Source organism: Neisseria elongata subsp. elongata (assembly GCF_900113545.1).
GTDB lineage: Bacteria > Pseudomonadota > Gammaproteobacteria > Burkholderiales > Neisseriaceae > Neisseria > Neisseria elongata.
In genome coordinates this window covers 273,242-293,914 of sequence record NZ_FOPS01000002.1, presented here as the reverse complement: position 1 = coordinate 293,914, position 20,673 = coordinate 273,242, and the positions used below count along the sequence as shown (strand labels likewise).

At 56.2% G+C, this 20,673-nt stretch carries 21 protein-coding genes and 4 pseudogenes; 19 read left to right on the top strand and 6 right to left on the bottom strand.

The genetic code is table 11. The annotated features are described in order from the left end of the window. Positions 1–433, bottom strand: a pseudogene (locus tag BM261_RS03525) (IS1595 family transposase); the annotation flags it as partial. 144 nt (positions 434–577) lie between these two features. Further along, positions 578–1,111, bottom strand: a pseudogene (locus BM261_RS03520) (IS1595 family transposase); the annotation flags it as partial. Between the two features lie 346 nt (positions 1,112–1,457). Here BM261_RS03520 and galE point away from each other — a divergent pair. The 10 genes from galE to BM261_RS12745 all read left to right on the top strand — a co-directional run bounded on the left by galE (position 1,458) and on the right by BM261_RS12745 (position 11,021). Next, positions 1,458–2,474 carry a UDP-glucose 4-epimerase GalE gene (gene galE / locus BM261_RS03510; RefSeq protein ID WP_074895182.1) on the top strand — a complete coding sequence of 339 codons (1,017 nt, stop codon included), beginning with the start codon at positions 1,458–1,460 and terminating at the stop codon, positions 2,472–2,474. Between the two features lie 62 nt (positions 2,475–2,536). Further along, positions 2,537–3,379 carry a 3-deoxy-8-phosphooctulonate synthase gene (gene kdsA / locus BM261_RS03505; protein ID WP_074895180.1) on the top strand — a complete coding sequence of 281 codons (843 nt, stop codon included), beginning with the start codon at positions 2,537–2,539 and terminating at the stop codon, positions 3,377–3,379. A 110-nt stretch (positions 3,380–3,489) separates the two neighbouring features. Continuing rightward, entirely contained in the window at positions 3,490–5,538 is a 2,049-nt protein-coding gene (locus BM261_RS03500; protein ID WP_114910524.1) for a capsular polysaccharide biosynthesis protein, read from the top strand. A gap of 67 nt (positions 5,539–5,605) precedes the next feature. Next, positions 5,606–6,826 carry a capsule biosynthesis protein gene (locus BM261_RS03495; RefSeq protein WP_074895178.1) on the top strand — a complete coding sequence of 407 codons (1,221 nt, stop codon included), beginning with the start codon at positions 5,606–5,608 and terminating at the stop codon, positions 6,824–6,826. 169 nt (positions 6,827–6,995) lie between these two features. Beyond that, entirely contained in the window at positions 6,996–8,420 is a 1,425-nt protein-coding gene (locus BM261_RS03490) for a tetratricopeptide repeat protein (RefSeq protein ID WP_074895176.1), read from the top strand. 109 nt (positions 8,421–8,529) lie between these two features. Beyond that, positions 8,530–9,063, top strand: coding sequence for an isochorismatase family protein (locus BM261_RS03485; RefSeq protein ID WP_114910559.1), 534 nt, complete (start codon positions 8,530–8,532; stop codon positions 9,061–9,063). Positions 9,064–9,074: 11 nt separating this feature from the next. Beyond that, positions 9,075–9,578, top strand: coding sequence for a GNAT family N-acetyltransferase (locus BM261_RS03480; protein ID WP_074895172.1), 504 nt, complete (start codon positions 9,075–9,077; stop codon positions 9,576–9,578). Positions 9,579–9,698: 120 nt separating this feature from the next. Beyond that, complete coding sequence (locus tag BM261_RS03475) at positions 9,699–10,262, top strand: L-threonylcarbamoyladenylate synthase (RefSeq protein ID WP_074895170.1); 564 nt, start codon at positions 9,699–9,701, stop codon at positions 10,260–10,262. Positions 10,263–10,517: 255 nt separating this feature from the next. After that, a complete protein-coding gene (locus tag BM261_RS12750; protein ID WP_205277209.1) occupies positions 10,518–10,685 on the top strand; it encodes a hypothetical protein in 168 nt (55 codons plus the stop codon). A 42-nt stretch (positions 10,686–10,727) separates the two neighbouring features. Continuing rightward, positions 10,728–11,021, top strand: a complete 294-nt coding sequence (locus BM261_RS12745; protein ID WP_083426636.1) for a hypothetical protein — start codon at positions 10,728–10,730, stop codon at positions 11,019–11,021. Between the two features lie 71 nt (positions 11,022–11,092). Here BM261_RS12745 and gluQRS read toward each other — a convergent pair whose 3' ends face one another. Then, a complete protein-coding gene (gene gluQRS, locus BM261_RS03460; RefSeq protein WP_074895251.1) occupies positions 11,093–12,007 on the bottom strand; it encodes a tRNA glutamyl-Q(34) synthetase GluQRS in 915 nt (304 codons plus the stop codon). A 96-nt stretch (positions 12,008–12,103) separates the two neighbouring features. Here gluQRS and BM261_RS12295 point away from each other — a divergent pair. Then, positions 12,104–12,211, top strand: a pseudogene (locus tag BM261_RS12295) (IS5/IS1182 family transposase); the annotation flags it as partial. A gap of 483 nt (positions 12,212–12,694) precedes the next feature. Here BM261_RS12295 and BM261_RS03455 read toward each other — a convergent pair. Together BM261_RS03455 and BM261_RS03450 are read right to left on the bottom strand one after the other, a co-directional pair. Further along, positions 12,695–13,381 (bottom strand): pseudouridine synthase, encoded by a 687-nt coding sequence (locus BM261_RS03455; RefSeq protein WP_074895155.1) that lies wholly within the window; start codon positions 13,379–13,381, stop codon positions 12,695–12,697. A gap of 130 nt (positions 13,382–13,511) precedes the next feature. Next, entirely contained in the window at positions 13,512–13,991 is a 480-nt protein-coding gene (locus BM261_RS03450) for a hypothetical protein (RefSeq protein WP_074895153.1), read from the bottom strand. Between the two features lie 281 nt (positions 13,992–14,272). Between BM261_RS03450 and dnaQ the strand changes: the two genes are divergently transcribed. The 8 genes and pseudogenes from dnaQ to BM261_RS03415 all read left to right on the top strand — a co-directional run bounded on the left by dnaQ (position 14,273) and on the right by BM261_RS03415 (position 20,144). Continuing rightward, positions 14,273–15,007 carry a DNA polymerase III subunit epsilon gene (dnaQ, locus tag BM261_RS03445; RefSeq protein ID WP_074895151.1) on the top strand — a complete coding sequence of 245 codons (735 nt, stop codon included), beginning with the start codon at positions 14,273–14,275 and terminating at the stop codon, positions 15,005–15,007. Next, positions 15,004–15,693 carry a 2-C-methyl-D-erythritol 4-phosphate cytidylyltransferase gene (gene ispD / locus BM261_RS03440; RefSeq protein ID WP_074895149.1) on the top strand — a complete coding sequence of 230 codons (690 nt, stop codon included), beginning with the start codon at positions 15,004–15,006 and terminating at the stop codon, positions 15,691–15,693. Before dnaQ ends, ispD begins: the two co-directional genes overlap by 4 nt. Positions 15,694–15,723: 30 nt before the next feature. Then, positions 15,724–16,224, top strand: a complete 501-nt coding sequence (locus BM261_RS03435) for a hypothetical protein (protein WP_074895147.1) — start codon at positions 15,724–15,726, stop codon at positions 16,222–16,224. A gap of 74 nt (positions 16,225–16,298) precedes the next feature. After that, on the top strand, positions 16,299–16,811 hold the full coding sequence (gene ispF / locus BM261_RS03430) for a 2-C-methyl-D-erythritol 2,4-cyclodiphosphate synthase (RefSeq protein WP_074895144.1): 513 nt from the start codon (positions 16,299–16,301) through the stop codon (positions 16,809–16,811). A gap of 4 nt (positions 16,812–16,815) precedes the next feature. Continuing rightward, positions 16,816–17,772 (top strand): YheT family hydrolase, encoded by a 957-nt coding sequence (locus BM261_RS03425; protein ID WP_074895141.1) that lies wholly within the window; start codon positions 16,816–16,818, stop codon positions 17,770–17,772. Between the two features lie 97 nt (positions 17,773–17,869). Then, positions 17,870–19,150, top strand: a complete 1,281-nt coding sequence (locus BM261_RS03420; RefSeq protein ID WP_083426635.1) for an FAD-binding domain-containing protein — start codon at positions 17,870–17,872, stop codon at positions 19,148–19,150. 74 nt (positions 19,151–19,224) lie between these two features. Further along, positions 19,225–19,395: pseudogene (locus BM261_RS12290) on the top strand (IS5/IS1182 family transposase); the annotation flags it as partial. Positions 19,396–19,466: 71 nt separating this feature from the next. Next, positions 19,467–20,144 carry a response regulator gene (locus tag BM261_RS03415; RefSeq protein WP_074895138.1) on the top strand — a complete coding sequence of 226 codons (678 nt, stop codon included), beginning with the start codon at positions 19,467–19,469 and terminating at the stop codon, positions 20,142–20,144. 171 nt (positions 20,145–20,315) lie between these two features. Here BM261_RS03415 and imm45 read toward each other — a convergent pair whose 3' ends face one another. Then, positions 20,316–20,642: an Imm45 family immunity protein gene (gene imm45 / locus BM261_RS03410; protein WP_074895135.1), complete on the bottom strand. Its 327-nt coding sequence runs from the start codon at positions 20,640–20,642 to the stop codon at positions 20,316–20,318. Between the last annotated feature and the right edge of the window lie 31 nt (positions 20,643–20,673).

Below are 20,673 nucleotides of genomic sequence, written 5' to 3'. Positions count from 1 at the left end.
AAACCGCTCACGTCCAACTTGTCGTAGCTGCTCAGGCTATCCGTGTAAACAATGCTGTCCGGCATGATTTTCTTTTTGATAACGGGCATCAAAGTATCAGACTTGGCATTATCCACCACAACGGTATAGACCCGTCCGTTGCGTTTCAGAATGCCGAAGACAACCACTTTTCCTGCCGCACCGCGACCACGTCTGCCTTTACGCCGTCCGCCGAAATAGCTTTCGTCCAGCTCGACAGGGCCTTTAAAAACCTCATCGGCAGCCAAGGCCAAATGATGGCTGATGACCATACGGATTTTACGGTAGAAAAAATAGCGGAGTTGGGTTGCATGCGCAAAATATCGGCGGCAGAACGGGCGGTAACTTGGAGCACAAAAAATTCAAGTAGTTTCTTTTGAACTCTCTTGCTTAATTTACAATTGCTTATCTGCATTTTCGTAGCCTAGCATAACTGCCAATCTACGTCAGCTCCCTGTTATTATGTCATTCAACAAAATATGCGCTGAGATCGACATAAGATAGCCAAACTCATCCATGCTGATTATATAATAATTTTTGGGACTATACTAGATTAACCCTAGATTCCACACCAATCCCGCAGGGTTTGAAGCTGCAGGAACGGTGTGCCGAAGTTAAACCGAAATTCGCATTCTTTCAAAAACAGAGAGAAAGATTTGCAATCAATTCCGTTGTATTTGTATAAGACACGTTTTTCCTGGTTCCAAAAATTCTTAATACCGTTAATGTGGTTTTGACGGTCGGCAAATTCCTTGAAATGGTTGATGCGGTGATGGATAAAACCGCTTGCGTCCAGTTTGTCGTAGCTGCTCAGGCTATCGGTATAAACAATACTGTCAAACATGATTTTCTGTATAATAACAGGCATCAAAGTATCGGGCTTGGCATTGTTTACAGTAATAGTCTAGACCCGTCCGTTGCGTTTCAGAATGCCGAAGACAACAACTTTCCCTGCCTCACTGTGACCGCCCTCGCGGTGTCCCCCGAAATGACTTTCGTCCAACTCGACAGGGCCCTCAAAAACCTCATCGGCAGCCAAAACCAAATGATGGCTGATGCCCGTGCAGATTTTGCGGTGGAACAGTTTGGCTGATGAAGTTTTTAATAGTACTATTGAATTGGACAAAAGTTATTTCGCTGGATGCAATAAAGGCAGATGCACACATAGTGTGACAAGTAAAGTAGTGGTATTGTATATCCTGAAACAACAAGTCAGTTTAACTTTGATACGCCATTCCAGCAGCTTACAATCTTGCGGAGTTGGTATGAGATTTAGGACAGATCTGCATCAATCCCATAAAATTGCATCTACACCTTCTTGAGTTAAGCACAATCATTGAAAATGATACTACATTATAATTATATTTTAATTAGTGATATCATTTACAATATAAAACTTATATCAACCTAAACTACCAAAATTACATTTCGGAGCTAAAATGACTATCCTCCTGACCGGCGGAACCGGCTTTATCGGTTCACACACCGTTATCTCGTTGATTCAATCCGGCTTTGATGTCGTGATTTTAGACAACCTGAGCAATTCGTCCGTAAAAATCCTGCCGCGTTTGCAGCAGATTACCGGGAAACCCGTGCAGTTCTACCAAGGAGATATCCGCGATCGCGAAATTTTACGGCGGATTTTTACCGAGCACGACATCGATTCCGTCATTCATTTTGCCGGCCTGAAAGCGGTTGGCGAGAGTGTGGCCGAACCGATCAAGTATTATGACAACAATGTGTCGGGCAGTTTGGTGTTGGTCGAAGAAATGGCAAGGGCGGACGTATTCAAGATCGTTTTCAGCTCTTCGGCTACGGTATATGGCGACCCGGGAAAAGTCCCTTACACGGAAGACATGAAACCCGGCGACACCACCAATCCCTATGGCACATCCAAGGCTATGGTGGAACGGATTTTGACCGATATCCAAAAAGCCGACCCTCGTTGGAGCGTGATTTTATTGCGTTATTTCAACCCTATCGGTGCACATCAAAGCGGCTTAATCGGCGAGCACCCTAATGGGATTCCGAATAACCTTCTGCCGTATGTCTGCCAAGTGGCCGGCGGGAAACTGCCGTTTCTTTCCGTATTCGGCGATGATTATCCGACTCCTGACGGCACGGGTATGCGCGACTATATTCATGTGGTGGATTTGGCGGAAGGCCATGTTGCCGCAATGAAGGCCAAAGGGCATGTTCCAGGCGTACACCTGCTGAATTTGGGGTCGGGGCGTGCGTATTCGGTGTTGGAAATTGTCCGCGCCTTTGAAGCTGCTTCGGGCTTGACCATTCCTTATCAAATCAAGCCGCGCCGCGAAGGCGACTTGGCCTGTGTATATGCCGACCCTGCTTATACCAAACAGCAAACCGGCTGGAAAACCAAACGTGATTTGACCCAAATGATGGAAGATGCCTGGCGTTGGGTGAAAAACAACCCGAATGGTTATGAAGACTAGCATTCAGGCCGTCTGAAAACTTCGTCGAAACATTTTTATCCAATATTTCCTCAGGATTCAACATGACCGTATCCATCAATTCGATTACCGTCACCAACAACGCACCGTTCGTCCTATTCGGCGGACTGAATGTATTGGAAGACCTGGATTCCACGCTTTATGCCTGCGAACAATATACCGCCGTTACCGAAAAACTCGGTATCCCGTATGTATTCAAAGCTTCGTTCGACAAGGCCAACCGCTCGTCCGTACACTCCTACCGTGGCGTCGGGTTGGATGAAGGCATGAAGATTTTTGCCGCCGTCAAACGCGAATTCGGCGTGCCGGTGATTACCGACGTGCACGAACCCTACCAATGCGCGCCGGTGGCGGAAGTATGCGACGTCCTGCAACTGCCCGCCTTCTTGGCACGCCAGACCGATTTGGTGGCGGCGATGGCGGCAACCGGCCGTGTCATCAACATCAAAAAGCCCCAATTCCTCAGCCCTTCGCAAATGAAGAACATCGTGGAAAAATTCAAAGAAGCCGGTAACGACAAACTGATTCTGTGCGAACGCGGCTCGAATTTCGGCTACGACAACCTGGTGGTAGACATGCTCGGTTTCGGCGTTATGAAGAAAAACTGCCCGGGCGTACCGCTGATTTTCGACGTTACCCACTCCCTGCAAACCCGCGATTCCGGCTCTGCCGCCTCCGGCGGACGGCGCGAACAAGTATTGGACCTGGCTTTGGCCGGCATGGCGACGGGATTGGCCGGCCTGTTCCTTGAAGCCCACCCCGACCCGGACCGCGCGAAATGCGACGGCCCCAGCGCACTGCCGCTCGCCAAACTGGAAGACTTCCTGCTGCGGGTCAAAGCGGTAGACGACCTGGTCAAATCCTTTCCGGCCTTAGACATCCAATAATAGATAAGGCCGTCTGAAAACACCGTATCCGACACAGAAAGGTTTTTCAGACGGCCTCATACCATACCGGCCATTCTTTTCTATTTTCAAACCATCAGAACCCATACAGAGTGAAAACCGCCCTTATCTTCTCCCGAGGCATCCGCAACACCCCCCATTTATCGGCCTTTTTGCCTGATTACGACCTGAAAAAAACAACACCCCCGCAAACCGTCATCGGCTGGGGCTACAAACCGACGGCGGACAAAGCCCGTGCATTTGCCGCCGCACACAACCTGCCCTACACCGCCTTGGAAGACGGTTTCCTACGCTCGCTCGGATTGGGCGTCGAAGGCTACCCGCCCTTGTCCCTCATCATCGACGACATCGGCATCTACTACCACACCGCACAACCTTCGCGTCTGGAACAGCTCATCATGCAGGCCGACCGCCTGCCCGCAGAACTTTCCGCACAAGCCGAAACCGCCATGCGGCTGATTGTCGGAAACCGCCTGTCCAAATACAACCATGCCGCAGACTTTGCCGAAACAGACGCATCAAAAAGGCCGTCTGAAAAACCGATTGTCCTGCTGATTGACCAAACCGCCGGCGACATGGCTGTCCAATACGGCGGCGCGGACGAACAAACCTTCCAAACCATGTTTCAGACGGCCTTACAGGAAAACCCACAAGCGGAAATCTGGATTAAAACCCATCCCGACGTTTTGAGCGGCAAACGCAAAGGATACCTGACCGACATCGCGCAACAAGAAAACATCCGCCTGCTGGCCGAAGACATCCACCCGATTTCCCTCCTGCAACAAACCGACAAAGTCTACTGCGTTACCTCGCAAATGGGTTTTGAAGCCCTGCTGTGCGGCAAACCCGTAACCACCTTCGGCCTGCCCTGGTATGCCGGGTGGGGCGTTTGCGACGACCGCCATCCCGACATCGCCAAACTCGAACAATCAGGCCGCCGCACCGGCAGAACGCTGACCCAACTGTTTGCCGCCGCCTACCTGCAATACAGCCGCTACATTAACCCCAATACAGGCCAAAGCGGCACCATCTTCGACGTTATCGGCTACCTCGCCCGCGCACGCCACCTGAACGAATACCTGCGCGGCAACCTCTACTGCATCGGCGTATCCCTATGGAAACGGGCGGTTATCAAACCGTTCTTCAACGTCCCGGCCTGCCGCCTGCATTTTGTCCCCACGGCCGATAAAATGTTGAAAATCAACCTGCCGCCCGATGCACGCCTGCTTGCCTGGGGCGGCGGCAAAGAAACGGTTATCCGTTTGGCCGAACAACTCGACCTGCCCCTGCTGCGCATGGAAGACGGCTTTATCCGTTCCGTCGGACTAGGCTCCAACCTCGTCCCCCCCCTGTCGCTGGTAATAGACGACATGGGCATCTACTTCGACCCTGCCCGCCCATCAAGGCTGGAACACTTCCTGCAACACCGGCACTTCGACGAATGTGACCGCGAAACAGCGCAAAACCTGCAACGCGAACTCATCGAAGCCAATATCAGCAAATACAACGTCGGCCGCATCGAAACAACACAAAGGCCGTCTGAAAAACGCATCCTGCTTGTCCCAGGGCAAGTTGAAGACGATGCATCCATCCGCTTGGGCGCGCCGGAAATCTGCCGCAACCTCGACCTGCTGCGTACAGTCCGCGAGCGCAATCCGGATGCCTACATCATCTACAAACCCCACCCGGATGTCGTCAGCGGCAACCGCATCGGTGCCGTCCCGCCCGAAGAATGCGCCCGTTACGCCGACCAAACCGCCGCCGAAACCGACATCCTCACCTGCCTGCAACATACCGACGAAGTCCACACCATGACCTCGCTTACAGGCTTCGAAGCCCTGCTGCGCGGCAAAGCCGTCCACTGCTACGGCCAGCCGTTTTATTCGGGCTGGGGCCTGACTGGCGACGAACACCCCCTCCCCCGCCGCACACGCAAGCTAGAATTATGGCAACTGATTGCCGGCACACTCCTGCACTACCCGCTCTACATCCATCCCGACAACCAAACCATGACGGATGCAGCCACCGCTGCAGCCATACTGAAAAAAAATAAAGAAATACAGAAAAGCGGCAAACTGAAACAGAGCTGGCCATCCAAACAACTCAACAAAATCCGCCAACTGTGGCGCTCGCTTAAATAACGTATAAAAATAGCTTATAATACAAGGACGCTCACCAAACTATCTGACAAAAAATATAGAAATAATAATGGCTGGAATTAAAAGCAACCTGCATACCCTAACCGATTCGGCCGACCGTATCCTGCTGCTGCAAGGCCCGGTCGGACATTTCTTTCGGGACTTCGCCCGTTGGTTGGAACAACGCGGCAAACAAGTCTTCAAAATTAACTTCAATGCCGGAGACGAAGCCTTCTACCCTGCCACCATCCCGAACACCCATGCCTACCGCGGCAATACCGAAGACTTCCCTGCTTTTCTAGCCAAATTTACCACTAACAATAAAATCGATACCATCGCCTGCTTCGGCGACACACGACACTACCACACCGTCGCCCGACAACTTGCCAAAAATACGGAAGGCATCCGTTTTTGGGCTTTTGAAGAAGGCTACTTCCGGCCTTTTTTCATCACTCTGGAACAAGGCGGCGTCAATGATTTTTCCCCCCTTCCAAAAGAAGCTGGATTCTTTCAGACGGCCTACCCCCGCTTGGCCGAACAAGAATACCGCAAACCGCCAACCGTTCCCGGCGGCTTCCTGCCCGTTGCAGCCGCAGCCACGCGCTACTATGTGGCAGCCAACCTGTACCGCAGCCGCTACCCGCACTACACCCACCACCGCCCGTTCGACCTTTGGCACTACATCAAACTTTGGAGCCTGTCCGGCATCAAACGCGCCAACTACTGGTTGAAAGACAGCCGTTTTGCCAAACGGGTGGAATCGGGCGAGTTCGGCCGTTTCTTCGTTGTTCCCCTGCAGGTTTTCAACGACAGCCAAGTCCGTGTGCACAGCGACTTCTCTTCCGTCCGCAACTTTCTGCTGCACGTCCTCACATCCTTTTTCTTCCACGCACCTCAGAACACCTCGCTGCTGATCAAACACCACCCGATGGACCGCGGCTTCATCGATTACAGCAAAGTCATCAAACACTTCATCAAAAGGCATCCGAAACTTAAAGGCCGCATCCACTACGTCCACGACGTCCCCCTGCCCGTCTTCCTGCGCCACGGCACCGGCATGGTGACCCTCAACAGCACCAGCGGCATTTCCGCCCTGGTGCACAACATGCCCGTCATTACCCTCGGCCACGCCAATTACGACATCCCCGGCCTGACATTCCAAGGCAGCCTGGCCGAATTCTGGCAACGCCCCATCCCTCCGGACGCAGAACTGTTTCACGCCTACCGGCAATACCACATGAACGTGACACAAATCAACGGCAGCTACTACAGCCACGTCAACCTCCAATAAAACAAACCAAAGGCCGTCTGAAAACACATTTTCAGACGGCCTTTTTCAATATATCTGCAAGAAATGTCCGGCAGCATTATCCAAACGGTTTATTTCTAGCACAAACGGTTATTATCGGCTAGAATCAACAACCTTCTGTTAAAATAAGAAATCCAAGCAGACACTGACCATGACAGAAACCGAAAACGCCGACTCTATCTTCCAACAGGCACAAAAGCTCCTAACAGCCATGCCGCCTGACTACGCAACAGCGCTTCCCCTGCTCGAGCAAGCGGCGGAGGCCGGTCATGCCGAAGCAGCCTTCCAACTCGGCGGCTGCATGCAGTACGGCATGGGCACGGACCCCAACCGGGTACAGGCCACCTACTGGCTGCGAAAAGCAGCGGAAGGCGGCCATACCACGGCACGCTACAACCTTGCCCTACTGCGCGAAGACAACGGCATCAACATCCAATCCGTCCTGCCCGCCTACCTCTCACTGGCCGAAGAAGGCCATACCGACGCACAAGTCCGCGTCATGCACTACTACGCCGAACAAAAAGACGACCGCGCCCTCTACTGGGCCAAACAAGCGGCACAAAAACACCACCCCCAAGCCCAACTTTTCCTTGCCCAGCACTACCAAAAAGACGGCAGCCTCAACCTGCCCGCCGCCCACCAGCTTTACCAACAGGCTGCCGCGCAAGGCATCGTATCCGCCCATTGGCAACTGGCCAACCAATTCCTGCACGGACAAGGTGTCGTCAAAAACCACACCCAGGCACTCTACCACTTACGTATCGCCGCTAATGCCGACATACCCGCCGCCCAAGCCGAACTGGGCAAACTCCTGCTGGAAGGGCAACACTTGCCTGCCGACCCGGAAGAAGGCATCAAATGGATCAACAAAGCCGCCCGACAGGAAGACGACAACGCCTGCGCCTTTTTAGCCAAACAATACCTTATCGGCGCCAACCTGCCGCGCGACTATAAAAAAGCCGCCCTTTTTGCCGCCAAAGCCGCCCGGCACAACCATCCCGACGCACTCTGCCTCTTGGGAGACATCCGCCAATACGGCCTCGGCATCCATGCCGATCTGGAAAAAGCGCGCAGCTATTACGAACACGCCGTCAAATACGGCAGCCTCGTTGCCATGCAGCGCCTGCTGATGCTCGACTCCCGCAGCCACGTTGCCAACCCCACCTACAACCAAGAAGTCCTCGAATTCCAACAATCCGTCGAACGCAACTACCAATCCGGTTTCGCCCTGCACTACGGCATAGGCGTACCGCAAGACTTTGAAAGCGCGTTCGCCTACTACTCGCTGGCCGCCCGCAACGGCCACCCCAAAGCACAAACCAACCTCGGCATGATGTACTACAACGGCGAAGGCATAGAGGCCGACCCCAAACAAGCCGCCCGCTGGTTTACCCAAGCCGCCACCCAAGGCGACACCACCGCCCAATACAACCTCGCCTGCCTGCACTACTCCGGCACCGGCGTCCCGCAAGACACAGCCGTCGCCTGCAAATGGCTGCAAACAGCCATCGACAGCGGCCACGAACACCCCGAACAACTGCGTGAAATCATCCGACAATGGCGCGAAAACCCCTAAACACAAATCAGGCCGTCTGAAACCTTTTCAGACGGCCTAATTTACCGTATAACCGCCCAAACCGATTAAAAATCCGCCCGCAACCCTAAAAAAGGAAACCGCCATGACACTGCGTACCGACAACACTGCCTGCCTCATCGTCGACATCCAAGAACGCCTGACCCCGGCCCTGCACGAAGCCGAACGCTTCACCGCCGCCTGCACACTCCTCATCCAAGGACTGCACGCCCTCGGCATCCCCATGATGGCGACCGAACAATACCCCCAAGGCCTCGGCACCACCCTGCCGGAAATCAAAAGCCTGCTGCAAGACACCCCCTTCGTCGAAAAAACCCGCTTCTCCGCCGTCCTATCCGAAACCGAAGACTTCATCCGCCGGCACAACACGCAAAACATCGTCCTCATCGGCGCGGAAACCCACATCTGCATGCTGCAAACCGCACTCGACCTGCGCGCGCAAGGACTGAACGTCTACATCCCCGCCGAATGCGCCGCCTCGCGCAACCCCGCCAACAAAGCCAACGGCCTCGAACAAATGCGCGCGGCAGGTGCAACCGTCGGCAACGGCGAAAGCCTCCTCTTCACCCTCCTCCGCGATGCCAAACACCCGGCGTTCAAAACTATCTCCAAACTCGTCCGATAGGCCGTCTGAAAATGAACGGCTACCGCATTACCGAAGCACGGCAAGACGACCTGGCCGCCATCGTAGACATCTACAACAGCACCATAGACAGCCGCCTTGCCACCGCCGACCTCAGCCCGGCCACCGTCGAAAGCCGCCAAAGCTGGCTCGATGCCCACGGCGGCAACCGCCCGCTCTACGTCCTGAAAAACCAAGAAGGCGAACTCCTCGCCTGGGGCGGCTTCAGTGACTACCACCCGCGTGAAGCCTACCGCATCACCGCCGAAATCAGCATCTACGTCCGCCACGACATGCGCGGAGTCGGCGTCGGTAAAATCCTCGTCCGCTACATGCTGGAAAAAGCCCCCTCCTTAGGCATCAAAAACATCATCGCCGTCATCTTCGGCCACAACCACGCCAGCATCCGCCTGTTCCACACCTTTGGTTTCCAAGAATGGGGGCGGCTGCCGCAAGTCTGCAACCTCGAAACCATGCAGGCCGACATCGTCCTTTTGGGCAAAAAAACCATCAACTGAACCACAGGCCATCTGAAAGCGCAGCCCCGACAACATAAAACCACACCTTCAGACGGCCTCCCATTCGGCAAACCCGCCGACAAAGCGTACAATCACCCGTTTTCCATCACCCTTCCCGCCATGCAACGCACCCTCTCCGCCATCGCCGCAGGCCGTCTGAAAAACCACCTCAAACGCGGCGGCCTCATCGCCTACCCCACCGAATCCTGCTACGGGCTCGGCTGCCTGCCGACGCACACACAGGCACTGAAAAAACTCATCCGCCTCAAACGCCGCCCCCAGCACAAAGGCATGATCGTCATCGGCGACAAACTCGACCGCCTCCGCCCCCTTTTACAACCCCTCGGCGAAACCGACCGCCGCCTGCTCGAAAGCCAATGGCCGGCACGCAAAACCTTCCTCCTGCCCGCCGCCGACCGCATCCCCACCCTGCTGCGCGGCCGCAACCGCCGCAAACTCGCCGTCCGCGTCCCCGACCACCCCGGCGCACGCAACCTCTGCCGCCTGCTCGGCCAACCGCTGGTATCCACCTCCTGCAACAAAGCCGGCAAACGCCCCTGCCGCAACCAACGCGAAGCCCGCCGCCAATTCGGCCGCCACGCCCTCATCATCGGCGGCCGCTGCGGCGGCGCAAAAAAGCCCAGCCTGATTATCGACTGGGAAAACGGCAGACAACTGCGCTGATCCGCCCGAACAAACCCGCTTGAACCGACAAAAAGATGGGCTTCGCCACCGAAATTATAGTGGATTAAATTTAAATCAGGACAAGGCGACGAAGCCGCAGACAGTACAGATAGTACGGCAAGGCGAGGCAACGCCGTACTGGTTTAAATTTAATCCACTATAAAAAACTATCCGCCTTCTTAAAGAAACAAGGCTTCTTAAGCGTACCGCAAAACGTCGTACGCGGCATGCGTTCATGGGTCAAAGAACCGGACGGTGAGAATTTGGTTTAGCAGCCAAAGCGGCCATCTGATTGTTGCGCCGCCGCGCAATAACGACGACAGCCGGGAACGCACCGCATTGGCATTCGGTATCCCGCTAGATGAAAATTGGGATTTGGAAACCGGCTTTTTCGATAAATACATCAACAGGCTCACCAACTGACTGCCGAGCGCCGCCTGTTTAAAAGATGCCGTCATCAACGAAATGCGCAATCCCAGCGAAATTGCCACCGCCGGCATCAACACGGCCAGGGAACCGGCCCTGCGCGAAATACGCGTACTCGAAGCATTCCATCAATTACGACAATCGGAAGATTTTTCCGAATTGTGCCGAATCAGCCAAAACGCCTGGTTTCAGCAAAAAGAGATTTATAACCTCGATGCCGAATCGGCAGAAAAATATTTAAAGCCTTATGCCGATGAAATCATTATGGAATATATCGACAGCTACACATCCGGCCTCAGCATGTTTTTGGCCACATACAGCGCATTCCGATAACGGGCACGATTACATGATGAAGGCCGTCTGAAAACGCAGACCGGGCTTTCAAAACCGTTGAAACATTTTTTTCAGACGGCCTCATCCGTTTCCGCGCCTTCCGTGCATACCGCCCCGCCCGGCACCTTATCCAGCCGCCAATTTGCCGCTGCCCAATCCAACAAATCCTTAGGCTTGTCCACATCGGGGGCGGGCGGCAGGTTCAGATAGGACGACACCTGCCGCAGCAAAGACTCGCGGCGCGACAAATCCAGTGCGGGGGCGAGCGTCTGCTTCGACCACTTCTGCCCGTGGCGGTTCACCAGCAGCGGCAAATGGGCATACTGCGGCGTCGGCACGTTCAAGCAATGCTGCAGCCAAATCTGGCGCGGCGTGGAAACCAGCAAATCCTGCCCGCGCACCACATGCGTTACACCCTGCGCCGCATCGTCGGCCACCACAGCCAGCTGATACGCCCAAAAACCGTCGGCACGCAGCAACACGAAGTCGCCGATGTCCCGCGCCAAATCCTGCGCGTAACGCCCCACCACCGCATCGTCAAATGCTACTTCCCCCTCCGGTACGCGCAAACGCCAAGCAGGCGGGCGGCCGCTTTCAGACGGCCTCAAAGCCGGATTACGGCAGCGACCGTTGTAAACAAACCCGTCCGCACCTTGCCGTGCCGCACCCTGCCATTCGCGGCGGCTGCAATAACACGGATACACCAGCCCTGCCGCTTTCAGACGGCCCAAAGCCTCCGCATACACATCATGGCGGCGGCTTTGATATTCCACCGCGCCGTCCCACTCGAAACCGAACGCCTCCAGCGTGCGCAAAATATCGTCTGCCGCCCCCGGCATCTCGCGCGGCGGGTCCAAATCCTCCATCCGCAACAGCCACCGCCCGCCGGCGGCGCGCGCATCGGCATACGAAGCCAGCGCGGTCAGCAGCGAACCGATGTGCAGCCGCCCGGTCGGGCTGGGCGCAAAACGTCCGATATAGTTCATATCCATCAACACTTCATGCTCAAGTTTCGCCGATCGGCATACCGACTCAAAACCAGGTTTCATCTTTGAAAAACAAAGCAGCCATTCCCATACGCCCGATATAACGGATTAAATTTAAATCAGGACAAGGCGACGAAACCGCAGACAGTACAAATAGTAAGGCAAGGCGGGGCAACGCTGTACCGGTTTAAATTTAATCCACTATAAAAAACCGTACCGCTACCATGCCTTGGCCGGACAGCCGACAATAATTTCCAATAAATTGGGCAACCCTACACCTTCATTTTAACCCGTATGCGCCGCCTAAATCAGGATTTGAAAACCTATGTGCGCCAATCTGCAAACCCTGCACCATTGCTTTTTAACGGCTTTAAGCGGGAAAAGGCCGTCTGAAAACCTGATTGACGGTTTTCAGACGGCCTCACATTTCAAATCACGGCTCAAAATCAAAAGCCGCCATCAATACCCTTATAGCGGACGCGGAGACATCCGGGTAAAAAAATACCATCTATACCAAGGGGAAAGTATAGATGGCCAAACACATTACGGGAAAACGTCTTACTCACATGTTTGCTAGGAAGCAAACGTCTGTCAGACGGGACAAATAGTAATCAACTCCCGTTGTCTTCCGTATAAAAAATAAACAGACGGTTGATAAATAAAATAAACGGCATTCCTCAAGTCAATTTATTTTATTGTAATAAATTGCCATTCGCCGGGTGCGAGATGCTCGGCAGACCATTCGCCGAATTTCAGGCGGTGCAGCGTTTCCACGCGGTTTCCTGCAGCCGCGACCATGCGTTTGACCTGATGGTATTTGCCTTCGGTAATCGTCAGCAGCAATGTGTGCGGATTTTCCAGCACTGCTTCGGCAGCCTGCACGGTTTCATCGTCGTCATGGAGCAATACGCCGTTTTTCAGGCTTTGGCAGAAAGTTTCGTCGGCGGGATGTTTCAAGCCGGCGCGGTAGAGCTTGGCCGCTTTGTATTTGGGCGAGGTCATGCGGTGGTTGAACTGGCCGTCGTTCGTAATCAGCAAAACGCCGGTGGTGTCGGCATCCAAGCGTCCGACGGCCTGCATGTCGATGTTGCGCATGTGGTCGGGAAACAGGCTGAACACGCTCGGATAATCGCGCGGTTTGTGCGAGGTTTCGTAATCGGCAGGTTTGTTCAATACGATATAAAAGTAAGGCTGGGGAACGGCTTGAACGGCTTCGCCGTCGATGTGCAGGGTGCGGACTTCCGCAGGATCGATTTCGCTTTTGCCGTCGTTGCGGATTTCGCCGTTGACGGCAACGCAATCGTTATCAATCAGCCATTGGCATTGTTTGCGGCTGCCCAATCCTTGGGCTTGTAGATATTTGAGCAGTTGCATGGTTTATCGCGTGATGTTTTCAGACGGCCTCAATTATGCCAAAGAAGGCCGTCTGAAAAAAGGCGGCAAAAAAATCGCCCCTGTTACCAGGGGCGCAAAAGGAACACAAACCACTACCAAAACTTTTACATTATCCCGAAGCCGGACAAACACGTTCTGCCGCAGGATATAAGGCGCGTTGCAAGAGTTGCGGGGACAACGCGGAATCAAATTTGTCGCTGATACTTAATCTGCCCTGCTCGGGACAAAGCTCCAACAGGCGGCAGTTGCAATCGATGCCTTCTGCCTCCCGACACCTCCGCCGCAGGGCGGCACAGGCATCCCGGTAAACACATTCTTTGCAGGAAACTTCCCGCGTCCGGCCTATCCAGCTCAAGCGGATATCGGCCTCTTCATCTTCAATCAGCACAATGCCGTTTTGCTTGTTCAGCGCAGGGCATTGCTCAGGTACGGCAAAATAATAATGACCGTCCACATGGGCATATACGCTGCAGAAAACGGCCGGTTCGGCATCATCCTCCGCCTGGGGCACGGCCAACCAAGAAGAAAAGGTCTGGCGGTGCAGCTGTAAAATATCCAGGGCAAAGAGTTTGAACATCGTTTCGGACATTTCCCCCTCCTTGCTGCGTTGTTGTCTGCTTTCGATGTGGCGTATATTAGCCGAACTTTTTTGAAAAATCAAACGATAATTATTAGCAATAAGGAATTTATATCTATAATATTGAAATTAAAAGAAATAAATTTCAAAAAAATTTATTCGGAATATAAAAACCGTTTTAATTCCTTGAAAACCACGCTTTCAGACGGCCTCTAACTATGCGTGCAGCCAAAGCGGCGGCCATAGGTTAAAATGGCGGGCTGCCCGATTGGAACCAACGAAAGGATTGAAACATGGCGCGGGAAAGACAGATTATTTTGGATACGGAGACCACGGGCCTTTATGCCGACCGGGGCGACAGGATGCTGGAATTTGCCGGCATCGAAATGAAAAAACGCCAGCTGACCATGAATAACCTGCACCTCTACATCCATCCCGACCGCGACATCCCCGAAGAAGCGGCGGCGGTGCACGGCATCACGCTCGAACAGCTTGAAGAACGCAACGCACCGAAATTCGAGCAGGTCGGCCGGCAAATCGCCGACTTCCTGCGTGGGGCGGAACTGATTATCCACAACGCCCGCTTCGACGTCGGTTTTCTCAATATGGAATTTGCCCGCATGGGGCTGCCGAGCATCGAAGAACTCGATTGCGAAATAACCGACACCCTGGCCATGGCGCGGGAAAAATTTCCCGGACAAAAAGCCAGCCTGGATGCCTTGTGTAGCCGCCTCGACGTAGACCGCAGCAAGCGCGTCCTGCACGGCGCGCTCATCGACTGCGAACTGTTGGCCGAAGTCTATCTGGCGATGACGCGCGAACAATTCGACCTCGTCGGGGCGGAAGAAACGGCTGCCGCCGCGCAGTCCGCCGATACGGGCATAGCCGTTCAGACGGCCGGCGGCGGCTTGAAAATCCTGCGTGCCGATACCGAAGAAACCGCCGCCCACCTCGAATATCTGGCCGAACTCGACAAAGCATCTGGCGGGCAATGCCTCTGGACTGCGGCAAAAACGGAGCAGGCATGAAACGCCGCAACATCGCCCTGATTCCCGCCGCCGGAACCGGCTCGCGTTTCGGCGCGGGCAAACCCAAACAATATGTCGAAATCGGCGGCAAAACCGTTTTGCAACACACTTTGGACATCTTCCTCAGCCATCCCCTGATAGACGGCGCGGCAGTGGTATTATCGCCCGACGACACCCGCTTTCAGACGGCCTGTAACGATGAAAAACTGACCGTACTGCACTGCGGCGGCGCAACCCGCGCCGAAACCGTCCGCAACGGCATTGCCGCCCTGCTGGAACGCGGCTTGGCCGACGGAACCGACAACGTCCTGGTTCACGATGCCGCCCGCTGCTGCCTGCCGCCCGAAGCCCTGACGCGCCTGATAGAAACGGCGGGCGGAACCGCGCAAGGCGGCATTCTGGCCGTTCCCGTCGCCGACACGCTCAAACGTGCCGACGGCGCAAACCATATCGGCGAAACCGTTTCCCGCAACGGATTGTGGCAGGCGCAAACGCCGCAGCTCTTTCAGACGGCCTTACTGCACCGCGCGCTGTCGGCAGAAGATTTGGACGGCATTACCGACGAAGCGTCGGCGGTGGAAAAACTCGGCGTGCAGCCGCTGCTGGTACAAGGCGACATGCGCAATTTGAAGCTGACGCTGCCGCAGGACGAATTTATCGTCAGATTGCTGTTACAGGCCGTCTGAACCTTTAAATAGCCATCATCAGGAAATAGAATGTTCAAGCCATTGATGTTTTTATTCCTTGTTTTCCAACTTCTTCCGGCCGCCGCCGCACCTGTTGCAGGAGGATGCGCCGTCCCCGTGCGGCAGCTCGACATCGCGGGCATCAAACTCGGCGAACCGGCCGCCGCGCTGCAAAAACGATTTCCGCAAGTTATGCCGCTGTCCGAGGGGAACAGGCATTTTTTGTTTTTCCCGCCCGACAGCGGCGCGGCATTTGCGCCGGATATCGCAGACATCTTTCTTGAGCACGGGGGCGGCAAAATCACCGGCATTTCTTTAAAATACCGGGATGACGAAACCGATTGGCCCGCCCTGCTCAAAAACCTACGCGCACGTTTCGGGTTGCCCCAAAACGGTTGGGACGAGGGCACATTTTCGGAAACCGCCGTTTATTCGTGCCGTGATTACGGCATCGTGATTTTCCCCTTGCCGGACGGTAATGTGCACGGCGCAGTGCTGAGCGTGCATACAAACCCCGACGGGCGGCCGTAATCCGTCGGAAGGCCGTCTGAAACATCATCTGCCGTCCGCCATTTTCAGACGGCCTCATCAATAAGGAACACCAAATGAACATCCGCATCGGACAAGGCTACGATGTCCACCAACTCGTCGAAGGCCGCGATTTGATACTCGGCGGCGTACACATCCCGTTTGAAAAAGGCCTGCTCGGCCATTCCGATGCCGACGCGCTGTTGCACGCGCTTACCGACGCCTTGCTCGGCGCGGCGGGCTTGGGCGACATCGGCAGCCATTTCCCCGATACTGCTGCCGAGTTTAAAGATGCCGACAGCCGCGTATTGCTGCGCGAAGCGTATCAAAACGTGCAGGCGTTGGGCTGGCGCGTTGTGAACGTGGATACCACCGTCATCGCGCAAAAGCCCAAACTCGCGCCGCACATTCCCGCTATGCGCGCCAACATTGCCGCCGATTTGGGCATTCAGACGGCCTGTGTGAACATCAAAGGCAAAACCAACGAAAAACTCGGCTACCTGGGGCGCATGGAAGCCATCGAAGCGCAGGCGGCGGTATTGCTGATGCGCGACGGCACGCCCGCCCCCGCCGCTTTTCAGACGGCCTGACCCTATGGACAACCGCAAACTGCCCGCAAACCTGCCGCCCCTGCACAGCCCCCTCTGGCTGCCCGGCGGCCACCTGCAAACCGTGTATGCCAAACTGTTGCAGCGCACCCCTCCGCCCTACCGCCGCGAACTGCTGCCCGACAGCGGCGGCAGCGAACAGGCGGCTTACGACTTCGTCGATGCGGCAGACGCGGAAGCCCCGCTCGTCGTCCTGTTTCACGGCTTGGAAGGCAGCAGCGACAGCCACTACGCCGTCGAAATGATGCACGCGGTGCGCGAACGCGGCTGGCACGGCGTGGTGGCGCATTTCCGCAGCTGCGGCGGCGTGCCGGCCGAAAAGAAATACCACAGCGGCGACACGCGCGAAATCGCCCACATGCTCGGCCTGCTGGCCGCCCGCTACCGCCGCATCTACGCCGTCGGCATCTCGCTCGGCGGCAACGCGCTGGCCAAATACCTCGGCGAACAAGGACGCGCCGGACAAGCGGCCGTCCCGCAGGCCGCAGCCGCCGTCTCCGCACCCGTCGACCTTCCCGCCTCGGCCGCCGCACTCGAACACGGCCTGCCGCGCCTGCTCTACACCCGCTATTTTTTAAACAGCCTGCTGCCGAAAGTGCCGCCGCTGCCGGATGTCCGCATCCGCACGCTGGGCGATTTCGACAACGCCTACACCGCGCCCCTGCACGGTTTTGCCGACAAAGACGACTACTACCGCCGCTCCGCCGCCAAACCCTACCTGCGCGACATCGCCGTACCGACCCTGCTGCTGAACGCGCGTAACGACCCCTTCCTGCCCTCCCGCTTCCTGCCGACGGCAAACGACGTTTCCCCGCAAGTCTGCCTGCTCCAACCCGAACAGGGCGGCCATGCAGCCTTCGTTTCAGGCGGCGGCCGCGGCCACCTGCGCTGGATGCCGCAAACCGTACTGCGCTTTTTCGAGCTGGCGTCGGACGGGCTTTGAAACGGAACGCCGGCAGATTCGTTTCCGGCCATCCCGCCTTTACAGCCACCTGTCTGCATATTTGGACAGCCCTTTTCCCTTTTCAGACGGCCTCCCTATGTCTTCCGAACTCACCCTGCTGCATTTCCACCGCAATCTGCGCCTGCACGACAACGCCGCCCTACACATTGCGGCAGGCCTCGATTGCCCGACGGTGGGCGCGTTTGTTTTCCCGCCCGACTGCAATCCCCGCCAGCGCGTTTTCCTGCGGCAGACATTGGCCGAATTGCGCGGCGAGCTGGCCGCGCTCGGTATTCCGCTGCACGTTTTTACGGGCGATGCCGCCGATGCGCTGAACGGCCTGCTGGCGCGTTACCCGTTTGCCGCCTTCGTCAGCCCGCTGCCCGTCCGCCGCACAGCGGGCGAACGGCTGCCCGCCGTATACCGCGTGGACGAAGGCCTACCCGTTTTGTCCGTGCAGCCCGACGGCCTGCCGCCCGATTTCGCCGCCTACCGCACGGCCTGGCTGCAACAGGCGCGTCAGGCCGGAATCCTGCCGCCGCCCGATGCCGCCACCTGGCAGGCACGGCAAACGCGGCTGCCCGCCGAATGCCGGAACGTGCCGCCCCTGCCCGATGCGCAAGCCGTACCGTTGGCCGCACAAGGCGGGGAAGCGGCGGCACGGCGGCTGTGGGCGGGTTTCCTGCCGCGCCTGTCCGACTATCCGCTGCACGGCGGCTTCCCGGCTAAAAAAGGCGTATCGCAACTGTCCGCCCACTTCTGCTTCGGCACCTTGTCCGTTAGAGAGGTGTGCCGCGACATCCGCGCAGGCGGACAAGACGGGGCGGCATGGCTGGACGGATTGGCCCGCCGCGCCTACTGCCGCCGCGCCTTGCCGTTTTCAGACGGCCTGTTGGAATTGACCATGAAAGAAGGCAGGGCGGCACTGCATTGGCTGCAACCGCCGAAAATGATTCGGGAGACGGACGGGAGCGGCGGCGAAGCCTTGATACGCTGGCAGGAGGGGCGGACGGGCGTGCCGATAATCGATGCCGCCATGCGCGCCCTCAACGGCGGCGGCAGCCTGCATCCCGCCCTGCGCCGCCTGTGTGCCGATTTCCTCACAGGCCGTCTGAACATCTCGGCGGCGCACGGGGAAGCCTGTTTTGCCGCATGGCTGACCGATTACGAATATGCCGTCAATCACCACAATTGGCAGCAGGTCGACCGTCTGAACAACCCGTTTGCCGAATCGCTGAACCTCGACCCCGACGGCCGCTTCATCCGCCGCCACCTGCCCGAGCTGGCGCACCTGCCCGCATCCGCCCTCCACGCCCCGCACCTGGCCGGCAGTGATGTCGAAACCAACGGCTATCCGCCGCCCTGCGTGCAGGTTTGAGCGCGCATCGAAAGGCCGTCTGAAAACCGAAAAACAGTTTTTCAGACGGCCTCAAACATGTTTGGCGTCGGGCGCGGGCGGTACGGAATGCGCCAACCCGTTATTCGGAAAGCGGGGCTGCCAGTGAACTGTTTAAAAAATATAGTGGATTAAATTTAAATCAGGACAAGGCGACGAAGCCGCAGACAGTACAGATAGTACGGCAAGGCGAGGCAACGCCGTACTGGTTTAAATTTAATCCACTATAATCGCTTCATCTATCGCGGCAATTTCACTATACTGCCGCCGTTTCCATTCCAACCGACGGAGCTTTGATATGCGGGTTTTACTGGTTGAAGACGATGCCATGATTGCCGAAGCCGCCACCTGCGGGCTGAAAGACGGCGGTTATGCCGTCGATTGGATTAAAAACGGCGGACAGGTGGCCGCGGCGGTACAGGCGCAACCTTACGACCTCATTCTGCTCGACCTCGGCCTGCCGGGCTGCGACGGCTTGCAGGTTTTGGCCGAATTACGGGCGACGAGCTGCTCCGTGCCGATACTGATCGTTACCGCGCGCGACGACCTGCACAGCAGGCTCGGCGGGCTGGACGGCGGTGCCGACGACTATATCGTCAAACCGTTCGACATGGCCGAACTGCAGGCCAGGATGCGGGCCGTCCTGCGGCGGCACAACGGACAAAGCCAAGCCCTGCCGGGCAACGGCCTGCTCACACTCGACCCGGCAACCCGCAGGGTACGGGTGGCCGGACAGGAAGGCAACATCATGTTGAGCAACAAGGAATTTGCCGTTTTGCAGGCACTGCTGATGCGTCCCGGCATGATTTTGTCGCGCACCGATTTGGAAGACAAAATTTACGGCTGGGGCGAAGAGGTGGAAAGCAACGCGGTCGATTTCCTCATCCATGCGCTGCGTAAAAAGCTGGGCAAAGAGCACATTCAAAACGTGCGCGGTGCCGGCTGGCTGGTACCGAAAGGCGATGAGGCCGTCTGAAACACTGCTTTGGCAAAATGAAAAGGGCGCGGCGGCAAAAACCAAACGTGCCGCCATCCGGCCGGTTGCCCGTCCCGCCGTTTTCAGACGGCCTTTCAGTCTTTTGCATATTGAAACGGCGGCAAATCCCGCACAAGCCGCTGCCCTAATGGCGATAACGGCCCGTATCACTTACAATTCAGCGCGGACGGGGACCGGATAATGTCGGGCTACATAAACATCGCCGACGTTAGCGGCCCCGTATATCCATGCGTTCCAGTTGTCTATCAGCCACTGCCTGTCGATACCTGCCGAACCAACCGCTTCGGCCTCTTTGGGAAGCTTGACTAAAATCAGCCCCGCCTTATGGCCGGTGGAAACGACGAAACCAAATTTCCTGTCGCTGTCCGGAAATTCAACCAACATCAAATCAACATATTTTTCATGCGGATATGAACCGGAAAAGCGCAAAACGGCACCATGCGCCAAATTGCCGCGATAATGAACCAATTTCTGCATCCTTGCATCCCTATCTCATGATTACTGCCAA

Excerpts from the sequence above, each read along its gene's own strand:
- galE (WP_074895182.1), top strand. The coding sequence starts at position 1,458 with ATGACTATCCTCCTGACCGGCGGAACCGGCTTTATCGGTTCACACACC.
- kdsA (WP_074895180.1), top strand. The coding sequence starts at position 2,537 with ATGACCGTATCCATCAATTCGATTACCGTCACCAACAACGCACCGTTC.
- BM261_RS03495 (WP_074895178.1), top strand. The coding sequence starts at position 5,606 with ATGGCTGGAATTAAAAGCAACCTGCATACCCTAACCGATTCGGCCGAC.
- BM261_RS03490 (WP_074895176.1), top strand. The coding sequence starts at position 6,996 with ATGACAGAAACCGAAAACGCCGACTCTATCTTCCAACAGGCACAAAAG.
- BM261_RS03480 (WP_074895172.1), top strand. The coding sequence starts at position 9,075 with ATGAACGGCTACCGCATTACCGAAGCACGGCAAGACGACCTGGCCGCC.
- BM261_RS03475 (WP_074895170.1), top strand. The coding sequence starts at position 9,699 with ATGCAACGCACCCTCTCCGCCATCGCCGCAGGCCGTCTGAAAAACCAC.
- BM261_RS12745 (WP_083426636.1), top strand. The coding sequence starts at position 10,728 with ATGCGCAATCCCAGCGAAATTGCCACCGCCGGCATCAACACGGCCAGG.
- gluQRS (WP_074895251.1), bottom strand. The coding sequence starts at position 12,007 with ATGAACTATATCGGACGTTTTGCGCCCAGCCCGACCGGGCGGCTGCAC.
- BM261_RS03455 (WP_074895155.1), bottom strand. The coding sequence starts at position 13,381 with ATGCAACTGCTCAAATATCTACAAGCCCAAGGATTGGGCAGCCGCAAA.
- BM261_RS03450 (WP_074895153.1), bottom strand. The coding sequence starts at position 13,991 with ATGTCCGAAACGATGTTCAAACTCTTTGCCCTGGATATTTTACAGCTG.
- dnaQ (WP_074895151.1), top strand. The coding sequence starts at position 14,273 with ATGGCGCGGGAAAGACAGATTATTTTGGATACGGAGACCACGGGCCTT.
- ispD (WP_074895149.1), top strand. The coding sequence starts at position 15,004 with ATGAAACGCCGCAACATCGCCCTGATTCCCGCCGCCGGAACCGGCTCG.
- BM261_RS03435 (WP_074895147.1), top strand. The coding sequence starts at position 15,724 with ATGTTCAAGCCATTGATGTTTTTATTCCTTGTTTTCCAACTTCTTCCG.
- ispF (WP_074895144.1), top strand. The coding sequence starts at position 16,299 with ATGAACATCCGCATCGGACAAGGCTACGATGTCCACCAACTCGTCGAA.
- BM261_RS03425 (WP_074895141.1), top strand. The coding sequence starts at position 16,816 with ATGGACAACCGCAAACTGCCCGCAAACCTGCCGCCCCTGCACAGCCCC.
- BM261_RS03420 (WP_083426635.1), top strand. The coding sequence starts at position 17,870 with ATGTCTTCCGAACTCACCCTGCTGCATTTCCACCGCAATCTGCGCCTG.
- BM261_RS03415 (WP_074895138.1), top strand. The coding sequence starts at position 19,467 with ATGCGGGTTTTACTGGTTGAAGACGATGCCATGATTGCCGAAGCCGCC.
- imm45 (WP_074895135.1), bottom strand. The coding sequence starts at position 20,642 with ATGCAGAAATTGGTTCATTATCGCGGCAATTTGGCGCATGGTGCCGTT.